This is a genomic window from Bifidobacterium sp. ESL0690, assembly GCF_029392315.1.
In the GTDB taxonomy this organism is placed as follows: Bacteria; Actinomycetota; Actinomycetes; order Actinomycetales; family Bifidobacteriaceae; genus Bifidobacterium.
The window spans coordinates 1080633-1098657 of the sequence record NZ_CP113939.1 but is presented as its reverse complement, the minus strand read 5'-3'; the positions used below and the strand labels follow the sequence as shown (position 1 = coordinate 1098657).

Below are 18025 nucleotides of genomic sequence, written 5' to 3'. Positions count from 1 at the left end.
TTCGTAAGCATCCCGCATTATCATGGACACGAATCAACACTGCGGGAGAAGGGACGACGATGGCCTCGACTACGCCGCGCGCATCTTCCACTACGCCACACGCATCGCTGCTTTTGAATATCCGACGCCTGATGCCGTTTATCACGTTCCTCGCCGCGCTCCTGATTGGCGGAGCATTCCTCGTTCACACCCCGCAAGGCCAGACGCCCGACGTATGGTCGCATACCTACCGCATTTCAGCCATCGTCAACGGCAGCCCGACCCACCACGTCGACTCGCAGAGCGATTTCCACCGCAGCCACGAAAATGTGGGCGGCCACGTCGACAACGAGTGGATCCAGTATTCCATCAACCATTTCAACGGTTACGACACGGCAGTGGTCAATCCGCAATCCATTACGGTGTGGGATAAAAACGGAGCCGACGTGCCGTTCAACAACACGGCCATCAACGCACCGCCCGTCTACCTGCCCCAAATCACCGGCTTCTGGATCGGCAAGGTTCTCGGCCTGAACACCAACACCACGTATTATCTCGCGGAAACGCTCACGCTGTTGCTATACGCGCTTGCCTTGGGAGCATCCGTCGCTGTTCTGCCGCAATGGCGTATCGTCGTCGGATGTGTCCTCTCCCTCACCGCCTACAGCGGTTTCGCCATTTCCGCCGACCCCATGACCCAAGCCGTTGCCACACTGTTCATTTGCCTGCTCTATCGGGCCACCCAACAGCGAATCTCCACCCGCTATTGCATCGGACTGAGCGTCGTCGGTCTGTTCCTGTCGATGTGCAAACTCACCTACATGCCGTTGACCATATTGACGTTGCTTGTTCCCTGGCTGCAGCACGGTCTGATGTTGTCCGCAAAATCCGAAAATGACGACCAATCCACGGTGACACAGGAAAAAGCCCGCCAACTTACCAAACGTTACGCCGTTATCTCCGCCATTGGCGTCATCTGCTCAGCGGCTTGGATCATCTCGTGGATGCACCGCATCAACTGGTTCACCGTGACTCCAGTGTTCGTCACGCTTGCCGAAACAAAAGCACGAACGCACGGCTTGCTCACTGACCCTCACGTCGTGGCACAGGCGCTCGGCAGTATCGGCTACGCCATCATTCATGCCCAAGTGCCCTTCGATGGCAGGAAACTCGTCATGGCGGCATGGTTCCTGCTGCTGTGCCTGCTCGTCGTATTGTTGGCTACTACGTTCCGGCGTCGTTCGCGAAACCGTCAGTTGGTCTTTTGGTGGGCCACCTTCGGGTGTTCCATCGGCATCATGCTGTTGATCTATTTGGCGCTCTGGTTGCAATGCACGAAGAACGGATTTGTAGGCATTAATGGTTTCCAGTTCCGGTACTTCCTACCACTGCTTGCACTTTGGAGCCTATGCGGGCTGAGCTGTGTCAAATCACTGATGTCACGGTGAATTGCCTCCATCAATGGCTGAAGGAATCCAACTTCATAAGCATAATGAATACGATTCAGTTCTCAATTTCATACTTGAGAGTTACGGTTCCTGTACTTACAGACGAACTGGAACAATAAGGGATATAGGAATAGAGAAATAGAGCGAGATAAGAAACACAGGCTCAGCCTAGGATTCTCCGCCAGCATCGAACTTTGCCTGCCGGACCATGATAAACCGCCAGCGACAATACAGAATTTGCCGTTCCAACCTATTCTTGTCAACTTGCCCAACGATACTGGTTTTGTCGATATCATCCAGTGCGCGCCGTCCGTTGCGGTAGAGAGTAAGGAAACTTCAGATGCGAATTATCACCATTGATTCCGTGGACGACGAGCGCGTGGCCGCATATACCAACCTTACCGAGGCTCAATTGCGCAACCGACTTGAGCCCGAAAAGGGCATTTTCATCGCTGAATCGCCGAAAGTCATCGACCGGGCGCTGGCAGCGGGGCGCGAGCCGGTTTCGTTGCTCGTCGAGGAACCTTGGCTTACAGGTATGGCGGATATGTTCGAGCGTATCGACAAACGCTGGGGCGATGACATTCCGGTTTACGTCGCCTCACCGGAACAGCTCAAAAAGCTGACCGGCTATCGGCTTCATCGCGGGGCTCTGGCCGCCATGCGTCGCTGGAAACTGCCGACCGTAAGAGACCTTTGCAAGGATGCCCGGCGGATTGCCGTCATGGAAAATATCGTCGACCACACCAATGTCGGAGCGCTCATGCGTTCGGCTGCCGCGCTCGACGTGGATGCCGTGCTGGTCACGCCCTCCTGCGGCGACCCGCTCTATCGTCGGGCGGCCCGCGTTTCGATGGGCACCGTTTTCCAAGTTCCATGGACTCGCATCGATGCGGAAACACTCGACAGCAATACCGAAAATAACGCTGGGCACAATAGCGAAACAACACAGGACCCAGCCGAAACGACCAATCCTGACCTCCGCAACCGTCACACCAAAGAGGAAGACCGGAAATACTGGCCGATCCGCGGACTCAAAGAGCTGAACGATCTCGGCTTCACCACCGTCGCGATGGCGCTGACCGATGATTCCATCAGTCTCGACGAACTGACCCGGCGTCTCAACAACGGCGAGACTGAGACCGACCATATCGACAAGCTCGCCCTCGTTTTCGGCACGGAAGGTGACGGACTTTCGCACCGCACCATCGCCAACACCAACCTCACCGTCAAAATCCCGATGAGTAACGGCGTTGACAGTCTCAATGTGGCCGCCTCCAGCGCCGTGGCCTTCTACGCGACCAGCCCGAAGCGAAATTAGACGTTCGGCGACCTCCCGGGCGTTTCGCGTCGGCTCAATCCGATACAGTATTGAACAGAAAAGGTCGTGTGCAAAGATGAACGCCTCGTGGCTTTGAACATAGCGCGAGAACGATTCACATTGCATTTATACTGGGGCTGGAAACTGGGAAAGCGTCAGGACGCGATAATCAGGAGGTAAGGAATGGCAATGAGTCCTAAAGTACTGGCTATCGTATTGGCCGGCGGCGAAGGCACACGCCTAATGCCGTTGACTCGCGACCGTGCCAAGCCCGCAGTGCCGTTCGGCGGCGTTTACCGCTTGATTGATTTCCCGTTGAGTAATCTGGTCAATTCCGGTTATTCGCAAATCGTCGTACTTACGCAATACAAATCCCATTCGCTGGATCGCCATATCTCGAAGGTCTGGCGTTTCTCCCCACTGCTTGATGCCTACGTTTCCCCGGTTCCGGCCCAGCAACGTCTCGGCAAGCATTGGTATTTGGGTTCTGCGGACGCGGTCTACCAAACGATTAATATCATCGAAGACGAGCAGCCTGATTACGTGGTCATCGTCGGTGCCGACCACGTCTATCGCATGGACTTCGGGCAGATGCTCAAACAACATATCGAATCCGGTGCGGCTTTCACCGTGGCCGGCATCAGGCAGCCGATCGAAGCATCAAACCAGTTCGGCGTCATCGACGTCGACCCTAACCATCCACACATGATCCGCGGATTCAAGGAGAAGCCCGAGACCACCGAGGGCATGCCCGGCCATCCCGACCAGATTCTGGCTTCGATGGGCAATTATATCGCCACCACCGACGCGCTTTTCGACGCGCTGGCACGCGACGAGAAGGCCGAGGACACCAAGCACGACATGGGCGGTGACATTGCGCCCTTCTTCTCGCAGCGCCACGAAGCCGGCGTCTATGATTTCAGCGAGAACGAGATTCCGGGGGCCACCGACTACGACCGCGCCTATTGGCGTGACGTGGGCACCATCAAGCAGTTCTACGAAGCTCATATGGACCTGATCGAGTACAATCCCCCATTCAACCTCTACAACCAGGATTGGCCGATTTACACGCTTTCCGGCAACCTACCGCCGGCGAAGTTCGTGCGTTCCGAGACCAACCGCATCGGTCGGGCCACCGAATCCATCATCGCTCCCGGCGTCATCGTTTCGGGCGGCGACGTACAGCATTCGGTGCTGTCGCCCAACGTGCGTATCAATTCGTGGTCGCAGGTGGTCGATTCCATTCTCTTCGACGGGGTCATCGTCGGGCGTCGTGCACGCGTCTGCAAGGCCATCATCGACAAGAACGTGATTTTGGAAGAGAACGCAACCGTGGGCATCGACCATGAGCACGACCGTGCCCGCGGGTTCACCGTCAAAGACGGCATCACCATCGTGCCCAAACGCACGGTTATCAGAGACTGATAGAAAACCTAATAATGACTTTCAGATAAAATGAAACGCTGCACCGGAAAGATTCCGATACAGCGTTTCTTTATGTTGTAATTTGTAATTGTACGTTTCAGTATTTCGGCATGTTGTCGAAGTTGAAGCCGATGGCCTCCAGCTGTTCGCGGCCTTCCGGGCGGATCATGTCGAGCGTCCAGCGCGGCTGCCAGGTCCAGTCGATGCGGAATTCCTCGACCAAGCCGGCCAAGGTCGAAGCGCACTCGTCTTCAAGCAGATCGGTCAACGGGCAGGCCGGCGTGGTCAACGTCATGGTGATGATGGCACGGCCTTTTTCATCGATTTCGATGCCGTAGACCAAGCCAAGGTCGATGACATCGATGCCAAGCTCGGGGTCGATGACCTGGTGCAGCGCCTCGCGCACGTCTGCGGCCGTGGCCCTGCCGATGTCGTTGAAGGAGGTCAGCGGAATCCCGGTCTCTTCGTCCTTGACGGTGTTGCCAGCGGTTTCGGAAGCAGCAGCGCCTGTATCAGCGTTCACGGAATTCTGCTCATCCTGCTGATCGATCGTATCGAGCGAACCCACTGCATGCGGGTTGGCGACGGCGGCTTCTGCCTTCTCCTCGCTGCCAAGCGCCTTGGCAGCCGAATCAAGAATCGAAGATTGCGGCGTCGGGACGAGATTGTCTTGGCTTTCCATATTGCCTCCTGCTGTGGTGAATCCACCAATTATTATGCCATGTCTTAAAAGCGATTGATACAAGCGGACAGCATAATCAAGTTACCTGCCGAATGAATAACGCAACGTTATGCCAGTCATACGTCGTTTATTCATTAGGCATCTATCGATTATTGCTGAGTCTTTCAAAGTATCACTAGTATCACTCAGCTGTTTTACTTATCCGCCGCCAGCGCTTTGGCCAGCGAATCCTTGAGACCCGCCCAGCCCAACAAGGCGCATTTGATACGCATCGGGTATTTCGAAACGCCTTGGAACACGACGGCATCGCCCAACGCCTCTTCGTCGGCATCGCTATCGAGACCGGCTCCGCGCGACTTCATGAGCTTCTGGAAGACGCCTTCAAGCTGCATGGCCTCGTCGACGGTCTTGCCGTCGACCAAGTCGACCATCATTGACAGGCTCGCCGTGGAGATGGAGCAGCCGCTGCCGTCCCATACCAGGCGTTCGATTTTGTGCGGCTCGGATTCGGAAACCTCGACATGGACAGTGACCTGATCGCCGCAAGTCGGGTTGAACTGATGCGACTCCCCCGGCGTGCAGTATTCGTGGCTGGCACGCACCGTCGTTTCGCCGGTATCGCTGCCCTCGTTCGGTTCCTTCGTCACGTCCGCAGCGAAATGCTCCTTGCCGTGCGGATGCTTTGATGCGTCAAGAATGACCTCCTGATACATCTGCTCGAGATCGTCACCGCTCATACCAAAATCACTCATTGCTACACCTCAAAGAACGAACGCACCTTGCCGGCCGTTTCGACTACCTGTTTGGCTTCCTCGACGGTATTGTACACGCCGGTCGAAGCACGAGACGAGGCAAACAGACCGAAATGACGATGAACCGGCTGTGCGCAATGGTGGCCGACACGCACGGCGATGCCCTGGGCGTCGAAGAACTGGCCGACATCATGCGGATGCACGCCTTCGACGTGGAACGACACCGTGCCGATGCGATCCTTGTTCTCCACCGGGCCAAGCACACGGAAACCAGGGACATCGTTCAGCTTCAGGAGTTCGTCGGTAATCGCCTTTTCGTGGGCTTCGACGTTTTCCATACCGATTGCGCGCATCCAGTCGGCGGCCACACCAGCAGCCACAACCTGTGCGACCGGTTGGGTTCCGGCCTCGAAGCGCTCCGGCGGCTCCATATACTGTGCAGGCTTGTCCATCCACGCCAGCTCAACCATCGATCCGCCGAAACTGGCCGGCGGCAACGCTTCCAGCAGCTCGCGCTTGCCGTACAGGAATCCTACGCCGGTGGGTCCGTACATCTTGTGGGCGCTCCATGCGGCGAAATCGACATCCATCTTATGGAAGTCAATCTTGAGATGCGGCACTGATTGGCAGGCATCAAGAATAAAGATGGCCCCGACTTCGTGCGCCCGCTTGACAATAGGCTCGATATCGGTAATGGCCCCAGTGACGTTGCTGATATGCGTGATGGCAACAATCTTGGTGCGATCGGTAATGACTTCATCGGCGGTATCGGAACGGATACGCCCGTCATCAGTCAAATCGAACCACTTCAACGTGGCACCAGTACGATAAGCCAGTTCCTGGAACGGCAGCAACACCGAATGATGCTCGGCCTTGGAAACGACAATCTCGTCCCCCGGCTTTAGCGCAAACCGTTTGGCCGCTTCCCCGCCGCGCCCCAGCGAGGCATTGCCGAAAGCGGTTGCCAAAAGATTCAGCCCAGCTGTGGCCCCAGCGGTAACGACGATCTCTTCATTTCCCTCTTCAGAATTGGCACCAACTAGTTTCGCGACCTTGGCACGCGCCTCTTCGAAGGCCACCGTGCTACGCGCAGCGAGCTCATGCGCCCCGCGGTGCACCCCAGCATTGATGGTCTCATAGAACTTACTCTCGACATCAATCACGCACTGCGGCTTCTGCGCGGTCGCAGCAGAGTCAAAATACACGAGTGGATGCCCATGGATCTCCTGCCCCAAAATAGGAAACTGTTCCCTAATCCCCAAAAAATCCACCATCATTGCCTTCAATCTTTATAAGCCACAGTTCTTAATGGCTTTTATTCAATTTTAATGTTATTTCCAAGCGCAGCTTGCAGATTTCGATACTCGATGTATCGAAATCTTCCTAAGCCCTTAAAAAAGTACCTTAACTATTTAACGTTACATAAGCGGATTGGGAAAGAATATCTTGTTGAGGAGTAAAGCTTGGCCTACCGGCCTTGAGGGTTCCGAAACAAGATATTCTTTCCCAATCCGCGACCAACCACGAACCGCAAGTTAATCGCAAAACTAACTAATCAGGCAAGCGCCGATTCCGTAGATCCCTCAGGCAGATACTGATCATACCCAGTCTCTTCCAGTTCATCAGCCAGCTCCGGCCCGCCAGTCTTGACAAACCGCCCGCCTGCAAACACATGCACAATATCCGGCTTAATATACTTAAGAATGCGCGTGTAATGCGTAATGAGCATAATCCCGAGCCCAGTGTTCTCCTTGGCACGGTTCACACCTTCGGAGACGATGCGCAGCGCATCAACGTCGAGCCCGGAATCGGTCTCGTCCATGATGGCGAACCTGGGCTTCAGCAGCTCAAGTTGCAGCACTTCGGCACGCTTCTTCTCACCGCCGGAGAAGCCTTCGTTGACGGAACGGGAAGCGAACTTCTTATCCATGCGAAGGTTCTTCATCGCGTCCTGCAGTTCCTTGGTCCAAGTGCGGATGGCCGGAGCCTTGCCGTCGACCTCGGTCTTGGCGGTGCGCAGGAAGTTGGTCATCGAGACGCCCGGCACCTCGACCGGGTACTGCATGGCCAGGAACAGACCGGCCTTCGCACGCTCGTCCGCAGTCATCTTGAGCAGGTCCTTGCCGTCGAGCAGAGCCTCGCCGGAGTCGACGAAGTACTTCGGGTGTCCGGCCAGCGTGTAGGCCAGCGTGGACTTGCCGGAGCCGTTGGGGCCCATGATGGCGTGAGTTTCGCCGGAGTTGACGGTCAGGGTCACACCCTTCAAGATCTGCTTGCGGCCTTCTTTGGTCTCCACCGATGCGTAGAGATCCTTGATTTCCAATGTAGACATTTACTTATCCTCCAATACCGCTTGCATGTCGGCGCTTTCGCCGCGCGCGAGCCTGCGGTCAATGACATTCATAAGGTGTTCGGCGATGCTGGGCACACCGATTTGTTCGATGAGGTCGGCGAAGAAACCACGGACCACGAGCTTACGGGCCTCGGATTCCGTGATGCCGCGCGACTGCAGGTAGAAGAGCTCCTCGTCGTCGAAATGGCCGACGGAGCTGGCGTGACCGGCACCGATGATGTTGCCGTTTTCGATTTCGAGGTTCGGCTCGGAATCGGCCACGGGACCGGGCGTCAGTACAAGGTTGCGGTTGAGCTCGTAGGAGTCGGTGTTCGGCGCCTGCGGTTTGATCAGGGCGTTGCCCACCCAAGTCGAATGCGCGTCCTTGCCGTCCAAAGCGCCCTTGTAGACCACACGGGACTTGCACTCCGGATAGTTGTGGACCACCATCGTGCGGTGCTCCAAGTGCTGGCCTGCCTCGGCGAAGTAGATGCCGAGCATGTTGAGGTCGCCCTGCGAACCGCCGAACTCCTGATCCATGCGCAGACGCACAACGTCACCGCCGAGGGTGACCACGGCGTGGCGCAGCGAGGCGTTGTCGCCGACGTGGATGCGCTGGTTGCCTACATGCTTGGAACCTTTGTCCCATTCCTGCACAAAAGTCATGGAAACGTGGGAATCCTTGCCGGTGATAATTTCGACACCTTCGGCGAGACGTGCCAAGCCTTGATGACGTACAACGATATCGCCATGCGTACGGTCAGCGACCTGAAGCACCAAATGTAATGAATCAAGATCGGTTCCGTGACCTTCGACGTCAACCAGTACGGGCTGATCAAGTTCGCCGGAAATGGAAACGACGACGGTCTTGCTGCCGCTGTTCCACTCGACAGCCGAAACGCGGTCGTTCGGCTTCATCACGGTTCCGGAAGGCGCTTCGCCACGGTCAATAACCGACTTAGTCACTTTGATGCCGTCAACCTGGGTTCCATCAATGTTACTGACAGTCACCTTGGTCTCACCGCTTGGGGTGAAGACGTTGAAGAACTCCTCGATACGCTCAAGCGGCGTATAGCGCCAGTCCTCCTGCTTACGCGTCGGCATCTTGAAATCGTCCACCTCAAACGAGCGAGGCTCGTTGTCGGCGCTGGACGGCATGGCCGCCGGTACCGCATAGGGATCATTGGGATCCGCCACTGGGATATTCACTTCTTGTTCGGCCATCGATCAGCCCACCGATCCTTCCATTTGCAACTCGACCAGCCTGTTGAGTTCCAACGCATATTCCATCGGAAGCTCGCGGCTGATCGGCTCGACGAAGCCTCGCACGATCATGCCCATGGCTTCCTTCTCCTCCAGTCCGCGGCTCATCAGGTAGAAGAGCTGATCCTCGGAGACCTTGGAAACGGTCGCCTCGTGCGCCATCGTCACGTCGTCCTCGCGGATGTCGACGTGCGGATACGTGTCTGAACGCGAATAATCGTCGACCAGCAGTGTGTCGCAGACCACCGATGAGCTCGAGCCCTTGGCCCCATCAATCACTTTGACCAGGCCGCGGTAGGCGCAACGTCCCCCGCCACGCGAAATCGACTTGGCGACGATGGTGGAGCTGGTGTGCGGTGCCAGATGGATCATCTTGGCGCCCGTATCCTGATACTGTCCCTTGCCGGCGAAGCTCAGCGACATGGTGGAGGCCTTGGCGTACGGCTCGGCCAGGATGCACGACGGGTATTTCATGCTCGCCTTGGAGCCGATGTTGCCGTCGACCCATTCCATGGTGCCGCCCTCTTTGACGTAGGCGCGCTGGGTGACAAGGTTGTAGACGTTGTTCGACCAGTTCTGCACCGTCGTATAGCGCACGCGTGCGTTCTTGCCGACGATGATCTCGACGTTGGCCGCGTGCAGCGAGTCCGTCGCGTAGATCGGGGCCGTGCAGCCCTCGACATAATGGACGTAAGAGCCTTCCTCGGCGATAATCAGCGTACGCTCGAATTGGCCCATGTTCGGTGTGTTGATGCGGAAGTAGGCCTGCAGCGGGATGTCGACGTGGACGCCTTTAGGAACGTAGACAAACGACCCGCCCGACCATGCCGCCGTGTTGAGCGCCGCGAATTTGTTGTCATCGTAAGGAATGACGGTCGCGAAATACTTCTTGACCAGATCCGGGTACTCGCGCAACGCGGTGTCCGTATCGGTGAAGATCACGCCTTCCTTTTTGAGGTCCTCCTGAATGGAGTTATAGATAACCTCGGACTCGTACTGAGCCGCAACGCCGGAGACCAGACGCTTCTTCTCGGCGTCGGGAATGCCCAGCTTGTCGTAGGTGGTGCGGATATCCGTAGGCAGGTCTTCCCAGCTCTTGGCCGGCTTGTCGATTGGTTTTACGTAGTACTTGAAATCATCGGCATCGAAATCGGAAAGATCCACACCCCACTTGGGCATGGGCTTTTCGATGAAGGCACGATAACCCTTCAACCTCATGTCGAGCATCCACTGCGGTTCGCCCTTGTCGGCGGAAATGGCGCGGACGACGTTCTCGTCGATGCCCTTCTTCGCGGCCTCGCCAGCCGCATCGGAATCGTGCCAGCCGTAGTTGTACTCGCCGAATTCCTGGATGATCTCGTCATCCTGTTTGATCTTATCCTCGTTGACACGTTCGCGATCAGCCACATACTGGCTCATCTCCGTATCAGACGCGGCGTTTGGTGTTTGCTTTTCTGCCACCGTACGCTGCCTCCCATCATTGACTACACTCAATATAAACCTAACAGAATTGGACTTTTATTACTAGGGTTGCATTAAAAACAACGCTGACAATGAAAGTGATTAAATTCACAGGTTTGTCCATATCATGTCGCTTTGTATAATTACCCGCTTTTGTCCGTGTTTTCCTAGGTTTTACCCTTCCAGATATAGCAGAAGACCCCACCGAAGCGGGGTCTTGTTACGTTCGATTATCGGCAACGTCACTAACCGGTTTCAACGGCTTTACGAAGAAACGAAATCGATCACGCTACCAGTAATTTCCTAAGGCTCAGTCCTCTTCAGGCTGGCTCTTGCGGGCTTCCTGATGGTCGAGCGCGGCCTTCACCAGACCTTGGAACAGCGGGTGCGGCTTGGTCGGGCGGGACTTGAACTCGGGGTGGGCCTGCGTGCCGATGTAGAACGGGTGCACGTCCTGCGGCAGTTCTACGAATTCGGTGAGCTCGCCGTCGGGGCTTTCGCCGGAAATATCGAGGCCGCCTTCGCGCAGGCGATCCTTGTAGGCGACGTTGACCTCATAACGATGACGATGGCGCTCGGTGACGTTGGTGGTGCCATAGAGCTTTTCGACCAGCGAACCCTCCTTGAGCACAGCCGGATAGGAGCCAAGGCGCATGGTGTGACCCATGTCGGAATTGGCGAGGATGTCCTTCTGCTCCTCCATCGTGGCGATGACCGGGTTCTTGCAGCCGGGCTCGAACTCGGAGGAATCCGCGTCCTCGAGCTCCAGCACATCGCGCGCATACTCGATGACCATGCACTGCAGACCAAGGCACAGGCCGAGCGCAGGCAGCTTGTGCTCGCGAGCGTAACGCAGCGCGCCGATCTTGCCTTCGATGCCGCGGATGCCGAAGCCGCCGGGCACGATGATGCCGTCCATGTCACGCAGCTCGGCATCGGCACCGGCTTCGCTTTCGCAAAGATCGGCAGCGACGAGCTTGACGTTCGCCTTGGCATAGTTGCCGAAACCGCCGGCCTTGACGGCCTCGATAACGGAAAGGTAGGCGTCGGGAAGGTCGATGTACTTGCCGACGATGGCGATGTTGACCTCTTCCTTCGGATGGTGCACGCGCTCGAGCAACTCGTCCCATTCGGCCCAATCGACGTCGTGGGCGGACAGCTCAAGGTAATGGACCACGTAGGAGTCAAGGCCCTCGTTGTGCAGAATCTTCGGCACATCATAGATGCTCGGGGCATCCACGCAGTTGACCACGCCTTCTTCGTCGACGTCGCACATCAGGGAGATCTTGTCCTTGATGCCTTGGTTCAACGGACGGTCACTGCGCAGCACCAGAGCGTCGGGGGTGATGCCGAGCTGACGCAGGGTCATCACGGAGTGCTGGGTCGGCTTGGTCTTCAGCTCGTGTGCGGCCGGCAGGTACGGCACGAGCGAAACGTGAACGAACATGCAGTTGTGCGGGCCGAGTTCGCGCTTGACCTCACGTGCGGCCTCGAGGAACGGCTGGGATTCGATGTCGCCGACGGTGCCGCCGATTTCGGTGATGATCACATCGACGTCGTCCGCGGCCTGGGCGCGCATACGGCTCTTGATTTCGTTGGTGATGTGCGGAATGACCTGGACGCACTGGCCGAGATACTTGCCGGCGCGCTCCTTCTCAAGCACGGACTGGTAGATCTGACCGGTGGTGACGTTCGCTTTCTGGGAGAGGAAGACGTCGAGGAAGCGCTCGTAGTGGCCGATGTCCAGATCGGTTTCGGCTCCGTCTTCGGTGACGTAGACCTCACCGTGCTGGAACGGGTTCATGGTGCCCGGGTCGACATTGATATAAGGATCGAGTTTCTGCTGCAATACGCGGAGACCACGGCTGCGAAGAAGACGACCGAGAGAAGATGCTGTCAGGCCCTTACCAAGGGAAGAAACAACGCCACCGGTGACGAAAATATGCTTGGTGACATGTCCATGGGAATTATCATTATTTTCTCTTGCCATGGAACTTCAGTCTATCAGCCTCTATTGACTCGGCGTGTTCGTAGGCGGGAGTGAAAATTGGCATATACTTCCCTGTTCACTGCATTACCTTTTGTAATATATTGTGAATTATTTCACCAGCAAATGGGCCACGGCGTCGAGGGCAAGCTTGTAGCCGTAGAAGCCCATGCCGGTGATGGTGCCGGTGGCGACGGGGCTGATGACGCTGTATTTGCGGAAGGAATCGCGGGCCGACGGGTTGGAGATATGCACTTCCATCAGCGGCAGGCCGGCGTCCGTCACCATTTTGGCGGCATCGGAAAGCCCGTAGCTGTAATGGGTGAACGCGGCCGGGTTCATCACCACCGGAGTCTGCTCGTCGACGGCCTGGTGCATCCATCCGATGACCTCGGCCTCATCGTCAGACTGGCGGACCTCAACCTCGAGGCCGAGGGCTTTGCCCCATTCGGCGCAGTCCTTGCGTAGGGTTTTGAGGTCCTGACGGCCGTATATGTCGGGCTCGCGCACTCCCAGACGCCCGAGATTCGGCCCGTTGACGACGATTACCTTGGTCATTAGTTTTGTCCTTTTCGTTTTATGAAGTAAATTTTACGATACAAGTCGTCAGATATTTTCAAAAACTTGGTTTCCTGCCAATGTTCAAAACTATCTATCGACTTGTGCAACCGCTTAGCTGCGAATCCTTTGGAACGCCTCCACCAAGGCATCCATAGGCGGGTCTTCGAGGTGCATTGGATGACCGACGCTGTCGAGAATGACGAAACGCAGCGTGTTGCCGCGAGCCTTCTTGTCCTTGTGCATCAACGCCAGCACGGAATCCCAATCGCCGCCGTCCCAGGAAATCGGCAGGCCGAGCGAGGAAAGAATCGAACGGTGCAGATCGACGGATTCCTGATCGAGATGGCCGAGAATATGCGAAAGTTCAGCCGCATAGACGCAACCGACAGCCACCGCATTGCCGTGACGCCAACGGAAGTTCTCGAGCTTTTCGATGGCGTGAGCCAATGTGTGTCCGTAGTTGAGGAATTCGCGCAGGCCAGCTTCCTTGAGGTCGTTGGAGACGTGATAGGCCTTGACACGAACCGTGCGCTCGATGAGTTCCGCAACCACGTCCTCAAGTGGTGAACCGAGGAAATCGTCACCATTGAAGTTTCTCAGTTCATCGGCATGTTCCTGCAGAATGTCGAGAATCTTGGTGTCGCGGATAAACCCGGACTTGGTGACTTCCCCGAGTCCTTCGGTGAAAATATCCTGCGGTAACGTCTTCAACGTGCGCAAATCGGCGAGCACGCCAGCCGGGGTGTAGAACGAGCCGACCAGGTTCTTGCCTTCGTCGGTGTTGATGCCGGTTTTGCCGCCGGTCGAAGCGTCGACCATCGCCAGCAGCGAGGTCGGGCAATTGACGTAACGGATGCCACGCATCCAAGTGGCCGCGATGAAGCCGGCCAGATCGGTCGCGGCTCCCCCACCAAGACCGACGATGGCATCGGAACGAGTGAAACCAATCTCTCCCAGCCGCTTCCAGATGGTTTTGGCCACGTCGACGGTCTTGCCCTTTTCGGCATCGGGAATGACCATGTCATAGACCTCATAACCGGCCTGACGCAGCAACGCTCGGGCCTGATCGGAGTGACGCTGCACCGGTTGGGTGTGAATCAGCGCGACGCGCAGCACGTCCGGGCCGAGCATTTCCGGCAGACGGTTCAACGTGCCTTCGCCGATGCAAACGTCATAGGGCTCGATGCCCGAACCGGTGACATGAACGATGCGTTCCTGAATCATATTGCTCAGCTTCCTTGCCGCCACACGCGGCGTCGAACCATGGGTGTGCACATGCAGATTGGAGATTTCGCGGAAAACGGGGTCGCGTTCCTTATAGAGTTTCAGCCAGCGTTTGTTGGCGTCGCCATTGAGCATCGGCCGGTTGCCGCCTCGTGCGGCGCGCTCCATGGCCTCGTGTTTGTCGGCTTCCAGATAGACCAGCTTGCCGCCGTCGGTAATGTAATCGGCCAGCGCCTCGCGCGTCGATTCCGTCATCGGCGCTCCACCACCGAGGGCGAGCAGACCGTCGAACGAAACGAGCAGGTCGGCGATGACTTCCGCTTCCAGCTTGCGGAACGCGGGTTCCCCGTATTTTTCGAAATATCGGGGAATCTTCATGCCCGCTTCCTGCTCGATCTCGATATCCGCGTCAGCGAAATCGACATCGAGCATCTGCGCCGCCTCGCGCCCCACACGCGTCTTGCCTGCACCGGGCATACCGATGACCACGGCAAACGGACGATGACCACTCATGATTGCTGCACCCTATCTCTCTCTATCTTTACATTCAGGTTTATTTTAATTCGATAGTTTCTATCTTCGATAATTACACAAGTAACATTGCGAAATGACGCCGATCAGCGCATGTGCTCCGGCCAGGAATCAAGATAGCTCTGGGCGTTGCGGCGAGTCTCCTCGACGCTGTCACCGCCGAATTTCTCCAGCACGAACTTGGCCAACGTTAGTCTCACCATGGCTTCGGCGACCACGGAAGCAGCCGGAACCGCAGTGGTGTCGGAACGCTGGTTGATGGCCTTGGCCTCCTCACCGGTGGCGACATCGACCGTGCGCAAGGCACGCGGAATGGAGGGAATCGGCTTCATCGCAGCACGCACGCGAATCGGCTGTCCGTCGGACATCCCGCCTTCCGTACCGCCGGAACGGTTGGAATAGCGCTCGATATGGCCGTTGTCATCTGTAAACATCTCATCGTGGGCCTCGGAACCAAACCGGTCGGCCTCAAGGAACCCGTCGCCGACCTCGACGCCCTTGATGGCCTGGATACCCATCAGCGCACCGGCCAGCGCCGCGTCAAGCCTGCGGTCGCTTTCCACATACGTGCCCAATCCTGCGGGCACACCATAGGCAATGACTTCCACCACGCCGCCGAGCGTATCGGCACGGGATTTGGCCTCGTCGACCTTGGCCATCATGCGCTTCTCAGCGTCTTTATCAAGCGTGCGCACCGGCGAAGCGTCAAGCGCCTCGACATCGGCCGGCGTCGGCAATGTGCTGGTATCGGCTTTTTCACCGCCCAATGAGACAACGTGAGCAACCGTGCGAATGCCAACGGTCTGCTCAAGGAATTTCGCCGCCACTTCACCCAAAGCCACACGCGAAGCGGTCTCGCGAGCGCTGGAACGTTCAAGCGCGTTGCGGGCGTCGTCGAAACCGTACTTGCGCATGCCGGTCAGGTCGGCATGGCCAGGGCGTGGACGGGTCAGCGGCTCGTTGCGACCGGTCGGCGGCAGCTCGTGGTCGAGCGGATCGGCGCTCATCACCTCGGTCCACTTGGGCCATTCGGTATTGGCGATTTCGATGGTCACCGGCGACCCCAACGTCTTACCGTGACGTACGCCGGTCAAAACGCGCACCTTGTCCTGCTCGAACTTCATGCGCGCCCCGCGGCCGTAGCCCAGACGCCTGCGCGCCAGCGCATCCACGACGTCCTGTGAGCGCAACTCAACGCCGGCCGGAAGGCCCTCAATCATCGCGACCAACGCCTCACCGTGCGACTCCCCTGCCGTCTGCCAACGCAACATATTCACTCCTTGCCGAACCTTGACGAATCAAGATTTAGAAAAATAAATCTTGAATTTTCCGCTTTTTCGCGCTTTCCATTCGTCAATCAATGGGTTTATGCACTATCTTACCGATATGGCCTACATTGCAGCACTCCCGAGTCTGATCTGCGGACTGGCGCTTGTCGTCGAAGACATCCGCCATTTTCGCGTGCCCAGAACGTGGGTAGCCATCGGAGTTTTGACACAGCTGGCGGTCTTTCTGGCGCTTTCCATCATCGAACGGAATCCCGCGAAAGTTCTGCTTCCCCTCCTATATGCGCTGCTATCCGCCGCCATCCAATTCCTGCTCTCCCGCATCAAGCCGGGTGCCCTAGGATTCGGAGACGTCACCGCATCGTTCTTGGTTGGCCTAGCAGTAGGCTCATTCGGCCTGATGCCCTATCTCTATTGGTGGCTGCTCATGGGCGCCCTGGGCCTCCTCTGGATCCCCGTCTATCCCAAGCTCATCAAGAATTCATCTCACAAGGCCCCATTCGTCCCAGTAATCGTTGCCTCAGCAATTATTGCTATCCTATTGTCCGCAATATAATCTGAACTCGATTCAGTTGGCGTTGGGGTTTTGGGACTTGTATTCATTGCGAATTTGATTGAATTCTTCTTGGGTGGCGACGAACTTGGTCTCGCCAGTCTGCAGGTTCGTGGTGACGAAATAGAGCCAATTGCCTGGGGTGGGGTTCATCGCGGCCTTGATGGCTTCGTCGCCGGGCGAGCTGATCGGCGTAGGCGGCAGGCCCTTGTTGATGCGCGTGTTGTAAGGGTCAGATGCATCATTCAACATGGCATCGGTGAGATCGCTCGGCTTGACGTTCGCTCCGTAGGCGACCGTCGAATCCATGCCCAGCGCCATGCCCTGGTTGAGCCGGTTCATGATGACGCGCACGACCTTGCCGTAATATTCCGGCCGGTTCACTTCGGATTCGGCGATGGAGGCCATGTTGAGGATGGTTTCGCGTTGCGCTCCGGTGGGGACCTTCAGATCGTTGAGTTTGGCCACGCGTTTATCGACGATCGCCTTCAAGATTGAGGAAGCGGTGCTGCCCTTCTTTTTGACATCGTAGACACCCGGTTCAAACCAGCCTTCGAACTTGCCTCCGGCTTCAGCGGGGAGAATTCCCTGTCCGCCGCCATTGACGACTGCGTCAAACTGCGATTTATCGATTCCAGATAGCTGCGCGGCCTGCGCCACAACGTCTGAACTGCGTTCTCCGGCCTTGACCTCCAGGAACCCGGTGGCCTTGGTCTGATCGGAAAGGATTTTCACCGCATCCATCGACGACATGTGCTTTTTGAGCTGGTACATGCCGGGATAAAGGGTGCTGTTGTTGGCCGCCACCGTGCTTGCGAAGGTATCCGCGTTCCTGACCACGCCTGCCTTGACCAGATGCTTGGAGATAGAGGCGACGCTTTCGCCGCTTTCGACAGTGAACCAGACCGTGCCGGTTCCGGGTCCTCGGTAATCGGTGGAAACCTCTTGCGATTTATTATTGTTCAGATGTTGGCTCACGGCGCGAATACCAAAGAAACCGCCACAGCCGACGATAATCAGGGCCACGACGACAATGGCTGCGATGGTCATCTTTCGCTGACGTTGCCGCTTCTTGCGCAGGCGCATTTCGTGGCGGGACGTTGGAGGAGGCTCAGGCGGTTGGGCATCAGAAGAAGAGCCGGTGGAATCCACCCACTCGGCGTTCGTGTCGAAAAGCTCGTTGAAGTCTTCTGGCATGAATTCCCTCTCCGCTTTCGCTT

At 57.0% G+C, this 18025-nt stretch carries 15 protein-coding genes; 4 read left to right on the top strand and 11 right to left on the bottom strand.

Translation table 11 applies throughout. The annotated features are described in order from the left end of the window. The first annotated feature begins 59 nt into the window (after nt 1-59). The 3 genes from OZX62_RS04380 to glgC all read left to right on the top strand — a co-directional run bounded on the left by OZX62_RS04380 (nt 60) and on the right by glgC (nt 4173). The gene (locus OZX62_RS04380) at nt 60-1427 is read left to right on the top strand and encodes a DUF2142 domain-containing protein (protein ID WP_277176805.1); all 1368 of its coding nucleotides are present in this window, start codon (nt 60-62) and stop codon (nt 1425-1427) included. A gap of 340 nt (nt 1428-1767) precedes the next feature. After that, entirely contained in the window at nt 1768-2748 is a 981-nt protein-coding gene (locus OZX62_RS04375) for an RNA methyltransferase (RefSeq protein ID WP_277176804.1), read from the top strand. A gap of 183 nt (nt 2749-2931) precedes the next feature. Next, the gene (gene glgC, locus OZX62_RS04370; RefSeq protein WP_277176803.1) at nt 2932-4173 is read left to right on the top strand and encodes a glucose-1-phosphate adenylyltransferase; all 1242 of its coding nucleotides are present in this window, start codon (nt 2932-2934) and stop codon (nt 4171-4173) included. A 97-nt stretch (nt 4174-4270) separates the two neighbouring features. On the opposite strand, the gene OZX62_RS04365 is transcribed toward glgC, so the two are convergent. The 10 genes from OZX62_RS04365 to aroC all read right to left on the bottom strand — a co-directional run bounded on the left by OZX62_RS04365 (nt 4271) and on the right by aroC (nt 16237). Continuing rightward, nucleotides 4271-4855, bottom strand: coding sequence for a metal-sulfur cluster assembly factor (locus tag OZX62_RS04365; RefSeq protein WP_277176802.1), 585 nt, complete (start codon nt 4853-4855; stop codon nt 4271-4273). A 194-nt stretch (nt 4856-5049) separates the two neighbouring features. After that, nucleotides 5050-5607 (bottom strand): Fe-S cluster assembly sulfur transfer protein SufU, encoded by a 558-nt coding sequence (gene sufU, locus OZX62_RS04360; RefSeq protein ID WP_277176801.1) that lies wholly within the window; start codon nt 5605-5607, stop codon nt 5050-5052. Nucleotides 5608-5609: 2 nt separating this feature from the next. Then, a complete protein-coding gene (locus OZX62_RS04355; RefSeq protein ID WP_277177029.1) occupies nt 5610-6881 on the bottom strand; it encodes a SufS family cysteine desulfurase in 1272 nt (423 codons plus the stop codon). Between the two features lie 281 nt (nt 6882-7162). Beyond that, nucleotides 7163-7939, bottom strand: a complete 777-nt coding sequence (gene sufC, locus OZX62_RS04350) for a Fe-S cluster assembly ATPase SufC (protein ID WP_277176800.1) — start codon at nt 7937-7939, stop codon at nt 7163-7165. Further along, the gene (gene sufD, locus OZX62_RS04345; protein WP_277176799.1) at nt 7940-9163 is read right to left on the bottom strand and encodes a Fe-S cluster assembly protein SufD; all 1224 of its coding nucleotides are present in this window, start codon (nt 9161-9163) and stop codon (nt 7940-7942) included. Between the two features lie 3 nt (nt 9164-9166). Next, nucleotides 9167-10621 carry a Fe-S cluster assembly protein SufB gene (gene sufB / locus OZX62_RS04340; RefSeq protein WP_277177028.1) on the bottom strand — a complete coding sequence of 485 codons (1455 nt, stop codon included), beginning with the start codon at nt 10619-10621 and terminating at the stop codon, nt 9167-9169. A gap of 352 nt (nt 10622-10973) precedes the next feature. Further along, nucleotides 10974-12653: a CTP synthase gene (locus OZX62_RS04335; RefSeq protein WP_277176798.1), complete on the bottom strand. Its 1680-nt coding sequence runs from the start codon at nt 12651-12653 to the stop codon at nt 10974-10976. 108 nt (nt 12654-12761) lie between these two features. Beyond that, the gene (locus OZX62_RS04330; RefSeq protein WP_277176797.1) at nt 12762-13208 is read right to left on the bottom strand and encodes a type II 3-dehydroquinate dehydratase; all 447 of its coding nucleotides are present in this window, start codon (nt 13206-13208) and stop codon (nt 12762-12764) included. 114 nt (nt 13209-13322) lie between these two features. Further along, on the bottom strand, nt 13323-14948 hold the full coding sequence (locus OZX62_RS04325) for a bifunctional shikimate kinase/3-dehydroquinate synthase (RefSeq protein WP_277176796.1): 1626 nt from the start codon (nt 14946-14948) through the stop codon (nt 13323-13325). Between the two features lie 104 nt (nt 14949-15052). After that, the gene (gene aroC / locus OZX62_RS04320) at nt 15053-16237 is read right to left on the bottom strand and encodes a chorismate synthase (RefSeq protein WP_277176795.1); all 1185 of its coding nucleotides are present in this window, start codon (nt 16235-16237) and stop codon (nt 15053-15055) included. Between the two features lie 97 nt (nt 16238-16334). Here aroC and OZX62_RS04315 point away from each other — a divergent pair, with 97 nt between their 5' ends. Then, nucleotides 16335-16808, top strand: a complete 474-nt coding sequence (locus OZX62_RS04315) for a prepilin peptidase (RefSeq protein WP_277176794.1) — start codon at nt 16335-16337, stop codon at nt 16806-16808. A 12-nt stretch (nt 16809-16820) separates the two neighbouring features. On the opposite strand, the gene mltG is transcribed toward OZX62_RS04315, so the two are convergent. Then, on the bottom strand, nt 16821-18002 hold the full coding sequence (mltG, locus tag OZX62_RS04310; RefSeq protein ID WP_277176793.1) for an endolytic transglycosylase MltG: 1182 nt from the start codon (nt 18000-18002) through the stop codon (nt 16821-16823). Nucleotides 18003-18025 lie beyond the last annotated feature (23 nt).

Coding starts and splice junctions, on each gene's coding strand:
- mltG (WP_277176793.1), bottom strand. CDS start 18,002: ATGCCAGAAGACTTCAACGAGCTTTTCGACACGAACGCCGAGTGGGTG.
- OZX62_RS04315 (WP_277176794.1), top strand. CDS start 16,335: ATGCACTATCTTACCGATATGGCCTACATTGCAGCACTCCCGAGTCTG.
- sufB (WP_277177028.1), bottom strand. CDS start 10,621: ATGAGCCAGTATGTGGCTGATCGCGAACGTGTCAACGAGGATAAGATC.
- sufD (WP_277176799.1), bottom strand. CDS start 9,163: ATGGCCGAACAAGAAGTGAATATCCCAGTGGCGGATCCCAATGATCCC.
- OZX62_RS04335 (WP_277176798.1), bottom strand. CDS start 12,653: ATGGCAAGAGAAAATAATGATAATTCCCATGGACATGTCACCAAGCAT.
- OZX62_RS04380 (WP_277176805.1), top strand. CDS start 60: ATGGCCTCGACTACGCCGCGCGCATCTTCCACTACGCCACACGCATCG.
- sufU (WP_277176801.1), bottom strand. CDS start 5,607: ATGAGTGATTTTGGTATGAGCGGTGACGATCTCGAGCAGATGTATCAG.
- OZX62_RS04365 (WP_277176802.1), bottom strand. CDS start 4,855: ATGGAAAGCCAAGACAATCTCGTCCCGACGCCGCAATCTTCGATTCTT.
- OZX62_RS04325 (WP_277176796.1), bottom strand. CDS start 14,948: ATGAGTGGTCATCGTCCGTTTGCCGTGGTCATCGGTATGCCCGGTGCA.
- OZX62_RS04330 (WP_277176797.1), bottom strand. CDS start 13,208: ATGACCAAGGTAATCGTCGTCAACGGGCCGAATCTCGGGCGTCTGGGA.
- sufC (WP_277176800.1), bottom strand. CDS start 7,939: ATGTCTACATTGGAAATCAAGGATCTCTACGCATCGGTGGAGACCAAA.
- glgC (WP_277176803.1), top strand. CDS start 2,932: ATGGCAATGAGTCCTAAAGTACTGGCTATCGTATTGGCCGGCGGCGAA.
- OZX62_RS04355 (WP_277177029.1), bottom strand. CDS start 6,881: ATGGTGGATTTTTTGGGGATTAGGGAACAGTTTCCTATTTTGGGGCAG.
- aroC (WP_277176795.1), bottom strand. CDS start 16,237: ATGTTGCGTTGGCAGACGGCAGGGGAGTCGCACGGTGAGGCGTTGGTC.
- OZX62_RS04375 (WP_277176804.1), top strand. CDS start 1,768: ATGCGAATTATCACCATTGATTCCGTGGACGACGAGCGCGTGGCCGCA.